At 29.8% G+C, this 8,496-nt stretch carries 8 protein-coding genes; 4 read left to right on the plus strand and 4 right to left on the minus strand.

Features of this window, described 5'->3' with window-relative positions:
• Positions 1–167 precede the first annotated feature (167 nt).
• Both truA and Q0370_RS00205 read left to right on the plus strand, forming a co-directional pair.
• The gene (gene truA, locus Q0370_RS00200) at positions 168–920 is read left to right on the plus strand and encodes a tRNA pseudouridine(38-40) synthase TruA (protein ID WP_299570467.1); all 753 of its coding nucleotides are present in this window, start codon (positions 168–170) and stop codon (positions 918–920) included.
• A 223-nt stretch (positions 921–1,143) separates the two neighbouring features.
• Positions 1,144–1,614 (plus strand): N-acetyltransferase, encoded by a 471-nt coding sequence (locus tag Q0370_RS00205; protein ID WP_299570470.1) that lies wholly within the window; start codon positions 1,144–1,146, stop codon positions 1,612–1,614.
• Positions 1,615–1,831: 217 nt separating this feature from the next.
• Here the strand turns inward: Q0370_RS00205 and Q0370_RS00210 are convergent, their stop codons facing one another.
• The gene (locus Q0370_RS00210) at positions 1,832–4,234 is read right to left on the minus strand and encodes a glycyl radical protein (protein ID WP_299570472.1); all 2,403 of its coding nucleotides are present in this window, start codon (positions 4,232–4,234) and stop codon (positions 1,832–1,834) included.
• A 46-nt stretch (positions 4,235–4,280) separates the two neighbouring features.
• On the minus strand, positions 4,281–5,099 hold the full coding sequence (locus tag Q0370_RS00215) for a glycyl-radical enzyme activating protein (protein WP_299570475.1): 819 nt from the start codon (positions 5,097–5,099) through the stop codon (positions 4,281–4,283).
• Between the two features lie 485 nt (positions 5,100–5,584).
• Here Q0370_RS00215 and Q0370_RS00220 point away from each other — a divergent pair, with 485 nt between their 5' ends.
• On the plus strand, positions 5,585–6,310 hold the full coding sequence (locus Q0370_RS00220; protein WP_299570477.1) for a transaldolase family protein: 726 nt from the start codon (positions 5,585–5,587) through the stop codon (positions 6,308–6,310).
• A 76-nt stretch (positions 6,311–6,386) separates the two neighbouring features.
• Positions 6,387–7,157: a DeoR/GlpR family DNA-binding transcription regulator gene (locus Q0370_RS00225; RefSeq protein ID WP_299570480.1), complete on the plus strand. Its 771-nt coding sequence runs from the start codon at positions 6,387–6,389 to the stop codon at positions 7,155–7,157.
• Between the two features lie 164 nt (positions 7,158–7,321).
• On the opposite strand, the gene Q0370_RS00230 is transcribed toward Q0370_RS00225, so the two are convergent.
• Both Q0370_RS00230 and Q0370_RS00235 read right to left on the minus strand, forming a co-directional pair.
• The gene (locus tag Q0370_RS00230; protein ID WP_299570482.1) at positions 7,322–7,582 is read right to left on the minus strand and encodes a hypothetical protein; all 261 of its coding nucleotides are present in this window, start codon (positions 7,580–7,582) and stop codon (positions 7,322–7,324) included.
• A 34-nt stretch (positions 7,583–7,616) separates the two neighbouring features.
• On the minus strand, positions 7,617–8,300 hold the full coding sequence (locus Q0370_RS00235) for a hypothetical protein (RefSeq protein WP_195426554.1): 684 nt from the start codon (positions 8,298–8,300) through the stop codon (positions 7,617–7,619).
• Positions 8,301–8,496: the final 196 nt, after the last annotated feature.

Genomic DNA, 8,496 nt, shown 5'->3' on the forward strand with positions numbered 1-8,496 from the left:
AGTTTAAAACAGAACTCAAAATTATGACTATTTTACTCAAACCCTAAATTATATAATTTCTATTAGTTCAATTTTAAAGGGGTTCGAGTATAAATGGAAAATAGTATTAGGTTGTAAAAAATATATATTTTAAAATAAGCTATTAACTGGAGAAATAAGAGAGAAAAATGGAAAAAACAAATGTAAAGATGGTTTATCAGTATGATGGAAGTAAATTTTGTGGGTTTCAGAGGCAAAATGGAATGAAAACTGTACAAGGGGAAATTGAAAAAATTATTTTTAGAACATTTTCACAAAAGATAAATATGATTTCATCTGGGAGAACTGATAAAGGAGTTCATGCGATGGAACAGGTTTCTAATTTTGTGATTGATAGTAAAATTCCGCTTGAGGCTATAAAAAGACAAATTAATAAATCTCTGAGAAGAGAAGTTAAAGTATTAAACATTGAGAAAGCAGATAAGAAATTTAATGCGAGATTTAATGCAAAAAGTCGAACTTATTTGTATATTATGAGGGATGAAGATAATATTACACCGTTTGAGGCGAATTATGTGACTGGATTGAGAAGAAGCGTAGATGTGGAAAGATTTCAGGAAATAATGAATGATTTTGTAGGAAAGTATGATTTTAGCAGTTTTATGAAAAAAGATAAGGCTTACAGAAACCCTGTGAGAGAGATTTTTTATGTGAAATGCTATTATGATGAGAAATTTGGAGAAAAACAAGTGAATGTGGAAATTTGTGGTAACGGATTTTTGAAAACAATGGTCAGAATTATGATTGGTTCAGCACTTGCAGTTTATTTTGGCAATGAAGAAAAAGATTATATCAGGAAAAGACTTGAAAAACCTAATGTTGATGATAAAAAAATTTTGGCAGCTTCAGAAGGGCTGTATTTATATAAGGTAAGTTATTAAATTGTATGTAAAAATCTAAAACTGGTTAAAGAAATTATAGTTATTTTAATTAAATTTGATATTGTATAGCTTTATTAATTTAATAAATATTATTTAGGTTCTAATATACTTAGAATGATTGATTTAATAAGGAAGATGTTGTGTAATAAATATTATAAATTAATCAATCTAGTTTTGTGTTAAAATGAATCATATGAAGAATTTATGAGAAAGGATGATTTTCATGGGAAAAAATTATAAGATTAGAGTATTGGATGCGAAAAAAGATTCAGAATTGTTATTTAAAATTGTTAAACATGAAAATGAAGTATTTGGAGAAGCAACAGTTGGAAACTGGAACATTAAGCCATTTACTAAATATGGAAAAGTTTTTGCAATGTTAAGTAACGATGAAAATGAAGAATTGATGTCAGTTATTGAAGTTTTGAGCAGTTTTGACAGGGAAGTAGCTTATGTTTATGGGGTTTCGACTGTGCCGAAATTTGAGAGAAATGGATATGCTAGAAAATTGCTTCAGTATGTAATGGAAACTTTGAAAGAAATGGGAATAAAGAGAATAGAGCTTACTGTAGATATGGATAATTTTACTGCGAAAAAAATTTATGAAGAACTGGGATTTAAAATAGTAGAAACTTTAGATAACGAGTATGGGGATAATGTTGAAAGATACTTGATGAGATACTTGGTAAAATAATAGAATTATTTGATAACTAAAGATATTATGAAATAATATTTGAAAACACTAGAATACAACTTGTGAATAACCAAAAAATAGTGTAAAACATCAATTTATAAAGTCTTTAAGTAGAGTTTTGTTATGTTGATTATACAAAAAAATACAAGAAGCCTAAAATTACTAGCTTCTTGTATAGAGAAAACTTATATATAAAAATTATCTAAAAGATAAATGTTTATATTCTTTGTTCTGTTCTTGAAATAATATCATTTTGTGTAGTTCTGTCAAGTGTAACAAATTGAGCGCAGTATCCAGCAACTCTTACTATTATATCTCTATGTTTTTCAGGTTCAACTTGTGCCTGTTTTAATGTTTTTCCTGAAATAATGTTAAATTGTATATGCCATCCTTTTGAACTTATAAATGATTTTATTACATTTACAAATTTTTCAAACTGCTCTGGAGTATTTACTAATTCTGGCGGATATTTTTGATTCAACAACTGTCCACCTGTAATCATAAGAGTTGGCAATTTGTTTACAGAATTTAGTACTGCTGTTGGACCGTTTGTGTCAGTTCCTTGAGTTGGCGAACCACCTTCAGCTGCTGGTGTGTAGGCATATCTTCCATCTGGAGTGGCACCACTTACTGTTCCCATTGGTACATTTGATGAGATTCCAGATGTAGAAACTCCGTAACCACAATTAATAGGGCCTCTTCCATATCTTGTATTATGATATTTTTGAATTTCGTCAATATATGTCCAGTAAATATTTGTAGCAAATACATCCACTTCATCAATATCATTTCCATATTTAGGCACTTCTAACAATATTTTTCTAATTCGTTGCCCATTTTCTCCAGCATAATTTGTCTGAAGGGCATTGTAAACTTCTTCTTTTGTTAATATTTTGTTATCAAAAACAGTAGTTTTTAGAGCGTATAGTGAATTTGCAGCATTTGCAATTCCCACTTGAAGTCCTGAAATGATGTCATAAACAGCTCCACCTTCTTTTGCGGAAAGTCCTCTGCCTATACAGTCGTCAATAAGGCTTGATAATAAAATGTCAGGGAATTCTTCCAAATGTGTGTCAGACAATGCGTCAAGCGCTACTGACAATTTTGTATAGTGTTTCATATATTTTTTCCATGCTTCCCACAAATCATCGTAAGTTTCATAGTCAGTAAGCTTTCCAGCTTTTAGTAATTGAAGTCCAGTTCTAGCATCATAGCCATCAGTCAATACAAGTTCAGTTGCTTTTACAAAGTTTAAGAAAGTCATACCAGTACATCTATATCCCCATTTTCCAGGAACAGCCACTTCTACACATCCTACCATTGAATAATTGTAGGCATCTTCAATTTTTACGCCTTTATTTAACAATGCAGGAACTATTATTTCATCTGTATGCATTGCAGGCATTCCATAACCTGTTGCGGCTACTTCGGCACATTTTCTAATAAATTTTTCTGGAGAGTTTATGTGAAATCTTGCTGAGAGATTTGGCTGTGTAAGCTTATTTTCTCCAACACTTTCCAAAATTAAGTAGCTTAATTCATTTGTAGAATCTTTTCCAGCTGGAGTTGATCCTCCTATTGTAACATTTTGATAAGTTGGATAACCTGCACCGTAACCAGAATGTGAAGTTGAACGGACTTTTATTACAGAGTAAAGTTTTACCCATAGACATTGTAGCATTTCTTTTGCAAATTCTCTGTCTAAGTCACCTTCCAGAACATCTTTTTTGTAAAGTGGATATAAATATTGATCCACTCTTCCAAGAGAAGCTGAATGTCCGTTGCTTTCAATCTGAATTACTAAATGAATAAACCAGATTGCCTGTACTCCTTCCCAAAATGTCTGAGCAGGATTTTCAGGTACGTTTAGACAGTTTTTCTGAATTTGAAGTAATTCTTCTTTTCTTTGAGAATCAGTTTCCTTTTCAGCAAGTTCTTTTGCAAGATTTGCAAATCTATGAGCAAAGTCGATAGTTGCCTGTGCCACAATTTGTACAGCCTTTAAGAAGTCAATTTTATTGTATCCGCCATAAATTGTAATGTCTATTTTTTCCATAGAAGCCTTAGCTTCTTCAATCACACCTTTTAGCCCTTTTGTCAAAACCTTTTTAAAATCAGGAACAATATGTCCGTCACCAGAAGTCATATTTCCTTCTCCGTGAATAATTTTTGCGATTCCAGCTTCTTTTATTTCCTGAGGCATTTGAGCGTGAGCTTTGTCCTTTAATGTTTTTCCACGCCACCATTCACATATTTCAAGTAATTCTGGAATTTCTTCTTCGGGTATTCTGAATTTATCTCCGTCTCTATGGTCAAAGTTACCTTTTGTCTTGATTTCATCAATAATCCAATCTACTGCATATTCTGGGAAAAGGGGAGCAGTTCTCTCGTCTACAGACTGATTTCCTACGACAAGTTCTCCATCTTTTATATAAATTGTCATATTTTCTAAAATTTCCTTAACTGCATAAGCACGAACAATATATTTTGATTTTCCTTCGTGTTCTTTGTATGCTTTTGTCAAAAGTCTTCCTCTTTCGACACTGACACCAGGAAATTTTGATAAAGCCGATTCTCTTAATTTTTTTACTCTTTCGCTTTTCAAAACAAATTCTTTCATTGTTTTTCCTCCATTTTTTATATTTTATCTTTATCTTTAATTTTCGTTATCCATATAATTTTGCTTTCAATCCGTAACTGTTCATTATGCCTACAGCGTTATCCAGTTCCGCTTGTGTATGTTTTTCCAATGTTTTCATAGGATATTCACGACCTAGTTTTCTATATTTTTCTAACCCCATTGTGTGATAGGGAAGAATGTTTACTTCTAGAAGATTCAAATTTTTTAGGAATTCTGCTGTTTGACGAATATTTTTCTCGTCATCATTAATTCCTTTTATAAACGGAAATCGCATAATGATTTTTTTGTGCCATTTTGAAAGTTTTGTAAGATTTTCTAAAATAATTTCATTTGAGACAGAAGTGTATTCCTTATGTTTTTGGCTATTTAAATGCTTTATATCAAATAATACAGTATCTGTTAGTTTTGCTAAATTTTCAAGATCCTTGTAATTCCCATATCCTGTTGTTTCTATAGCCGTATTAACATATTCTTCTTTTAATTTTTCAAAAAGTTCTATTGCAAAAGCTGAATTTACAAGTATTTCTCCGCCACTCAAGGTAACACCGCCACCAGAATTTCTATAAAAGTTTTCATCTTTCATAACGATTTCAAATACTTCTTCCAGTGTCATGTCTTTTGCAACTTGTTTTAGTGAATTTGCGGCAGGACAGCCAGAACAAGGGCTTTTGTTTCCTTTATAAAGAGAGCCATCATAATCCCAAAATTCATTTTCTAATTTTTGCGTTTCAGGATTGGAACACCACAGACATCTAAGTGGACATCCTTTAAAATAGACGACTGTTCTAATTCCTGGTCCATCAAATGTAGCTCCTCTTTCAATATCTGTAACCAATGCTCTCATAGATTATCTCCCTCTTTTTCTTTTAAAAAAATCTATAGTTTCAAATTGTTTCTTTATATTTCGATTTTATCCTATTTTTGAAAATTTGTCAATAGTTTTATTTAATTTTGTAAAGAATTATATCAAATTTTGAAGTTAATTTATAAATGAGAAATAGATTTGTTAGTTTTGAAGTCATTTTTAATTTAAAATATCGGAATAGAATAAAAATTGTATTATATATGATTTTGTTATGGTATTAATTATGTATGTAAATAAAATATAAAAACCTAGTTTAAATAAAAATAGCTCCTATTGATGTTTTCTCAAGTTTGATTAGATTTTTCAAAAAGATTATAGTATCAAAAGTTTAATTATTTAATCAAAATTTCAAAAAAATTAAAAAGATAGATTGACATTTTTTAAATTATGTATTAAAATTATATCGAAATAAAACGAAACTAATTAAAATATTAAACTATTTGGTATAAAAAACAAAAGGAAGGATGACAGAAATGCAATATTTTATTGATACGGCAAATTTGGAAAGTATAAAAAAAATTAGTGATATTTTTCCAATAGCAGGTGTAACTACAAATCCTACTATTATTGCCAAGGAAAAAAGAGATTTTAAGGATATTATAAATGATATTTTTGATATTATTGGAAGAGATAAGATTGTGCATGCACAGGCTGTAGGAAGTACAGCTGAAATAATGATAAAAGAAGTGAAACTTTTGAATGATACTTTTGGAGAAAATCTTTATACAAAAATTCCTGTAACGCCTGAAGGTATAAAAGCCATAAAAAAATTGGCAAAAGATGGATATAAAATTACTGCAACAGGTATTTTGTCACCTCAACAGATAATTATGGCAGCTGAAGCAGGAGCAGAATATATGGCTCCATATATTAACCGTTCTGATAACATTGGCGAAAATGGAATTGAGATTGTAAAAGATGCGTATAAAATCCTTGAAATGACAAAAAAAACTGATGAGGAAAAACTGGCACAGTACAAAAGAATTTTTGAGCCAAAAATATTAGGAGCTTCGTTTAAGAATGTAAGACAAGTTCATGAAGCTATTTTAGCTGGATCAAAATCTGTAACAGTAGCTCCAGACATTTTTGAAAAATTAATTTATCATCCTTACACAGACTGGAGCATGGATACATTTAATTCAGATTGGGAAAAAGTTTATGGCCAAAAAACATTGCTTGATTTATTATGATTTTTTATAAAATTTTGAAATATTAAATGAATTTTGGTATAATTTAGATAACTATAAAAAGCATTGGAGATTTGATATGTTTTTGGATGAAAGACTGGAAAAAATACTGGAAATTCTAAAAAATGAGAAAAAAGTAAAAGTTGCTGATTTGGCAGTAAAATTTAATGTTTCAGAAGTTATTATAAGAAAGAACCTAAAAAGACTGGAGCAGGAAGGAAAACTTAAAAGAACCCACGGGGGAGCAATCTTGCTAAAGGAACTGGCACATTCCAGCACACTTGAAGAAAGAGTTATAAATAGAACAAAGCCAAAAGAAATTATCGCAAGAAAAATAATAGAAAATATTCAAAATGGGGAAACGATATTTTTTGATATTACAAGCATAAACTATATTGCAGCAGAATATCTTGCAAATTCTCAAAAAGAAATAACCCTTATTACAAATATGCCTAGCATAACAACACATTTTAATAAAAATTCGAAAATAAACATCATTATGATAGGTGGCGAATACAACAAGGAAATTGGCGGAAACGTGGGGATAGAGGCAATTAACTACATAAAAAAATACAATGTGGATAAAGCCTTTGTTGGAAGTGCAGGAATAGATTTGGAAGCTGGAAAAGTGATGAATTTTGAAGCAAACGACGGAAATACAAAAAAAGAAATAATGAATATTTCAAAAAAAATATTTTTAGCAACTGAATACAGAAAATTAGGGATTTTAGGAAATTATAAATTTAGTAATTTGTCTGATTTTGATGCATTTATTTGTGAAAAAGATAAAAAAGATTTTTTAGAAAGCTATAAAAAAATATTTGATAAATCTGAAGTGGAAATTTTATAGTTTATAAAAAATTTTTAAGCTATTATCTAGTTTAAGGTAGTTTTCTATACATTACAATTTTTATATATTTGAAAAAAAGCCAGATGTAAAAATTTGGCTTTTTGTTATGTTATAAAATTTCTTAATTATAAGTCAGCCTAAAAAAGTTGACAAAACGCTAATAATTATAATCCTTCCCATTCTTCATCAGTTAAGTTAAATTCTGGATGTCTTCTTAAATATTCTTCTTCTGACATTTCTCCGGTGTACCATTTGTGGTAGTCCGAATTTTCAACTCTGACTTGTGTACAGTCGTATCTGCTTGCACATACAGTTCTGAACACACTTCCATCTTCTGTTTTATGTGTTGCTCCATTAGTGCTATAAACACTTGAACATGAAACTGCTCCAATTAAAATTCCTAACATAATCATTATTTTTTTCATAAAAATCTCCTTAATTTTTTAGAAATATTTAAACTTATTTTTTTGAGACAAGAAATGTAACCTCAATCATATCATCATACTTTTCATTAACACTTAAAACTTCGTCTACTTTATAACCCTTATCTGTTTCCTCAATAGTATTGCCATCAGCATCAACAAATTCAACTGAAACCACTACTCCACCATCTTCATATTTAGTTGAACCTTGTAAGTCATCCATTAAATCATTAGCTAATTTTGGAGCTAATCCAATACCTTTTTCAGCCTCTTTTTTGACTATATCAACAGTTAACTTACTTTCTGAAGAAGTAGGACGTTGTGATGGTTTTGTTTCTGATTTAGCATTAGATCTTGTAGTTTTTTTAGTTGATTTAATAAAGGAAATCCTAGTGCCATCATAATTAATAACTAACTTATCAGCAATCATTTCATAGTTTACTTTTTTATTTTCATCATCTTCTTTAAAAATAAAACTTTTTTTAGATTTATCAATAGTCCAAATATAGGAAGTACCTGAACGAGTTACTAACGCCTTGTTTCCATCAATATCTAACTTTATTTTATCTTCATTATCTGTATCCTGAATATAATGACCATCTTTTAGAGAATTAGTAAAAGTAAATCCATTATTGCCATTCAGCATAATCATAACTCCAATAGTACCACCAATCATAACCAGTGCTGTAATCAAAACAGTTAAAATGGTTTTTTTATTCATATAATCTCCTGAATAATGTTTATGCAAATCTATTCTTTATTCTAATCAACTCTTAATAATATCCATATAAGTTTATTTAATATTGAAATGAAAAACTGATAGATGCCAAATCATTGTATTCGGAATCCTCAATAGTACCACTCCACGTAAGCGTTTCTCCAGTTTTCATAATATGCTTATATAATTTGTCACCTGC

The organism is uncultured Leptotrichia sp., assembly GCF_938036635.1.
In the GTDB taxonomy this organism is placed as follows: Bacteria; Fusobacteriota; Fusobacteriia; order Fusobacteriales; family Leptotrichiaceae; genus Leptotrichia; species Leptotrichia hongkongensis.

Bases quoted from the DNA above. Each gene is read 5' to 3' on its own strand.
- truA (WP_299570467.1), top strand. From the start codon at position 168: ATGGAAAAAACAAATGTAAAGATGGTTTATCAGTATGATGGAAGTAAA.
- Q0370_RS00205 (WP_299570470.1), top strand. From the start codon at position 1,144: ATGGGAAAAAATTATAAGATTAGAGTATTGGATGCGAAAAAAGATTCA.
- Q0370_RS00210 (WP_299570472.1), bottom strand. From the start codon at position 4,234: ATGAAAGAATTTGTTTTGAAAAGCGAAAGAGTAAAAAAATTAAGAGAA.
- Q0370_RS00215 (WP_299570475.1), bottom strand. From the start codon at position 5,099: ATGAGAGCATTGGTTACAGATATTGAAAGAGGAGCTACATTTGATGGA.
- Q0370_RS00220 (WP_299570477.1), top strand. From the start codon at position 5,585: ATGACAGAAATGCAATATTTTATTGATACGGCAAATTTGGAAAGTATA.
- Q0370_RS00225 (WP_299570480.1), top strand. From the start codon at position 6,387: ATGTTTTTGGATGAAAGACTGGAAAAAATACTGGAAATTCTAAAAAAT.
- Q0370_RS00230 (WP_299570482.1), bottom strand. From the start codon at position 7,582: ATGAAAAAAATAATGATTATGTTAGGAATTTTAATTGGAGCAGTTTCA.
- Q0370_RS00235 (WP_195426554.1), bottom strand. From the start codon at position 8,300: ATGAATAAAAAAACCATTTTAACTGTTTTGATTACAGCACTGGTTATG.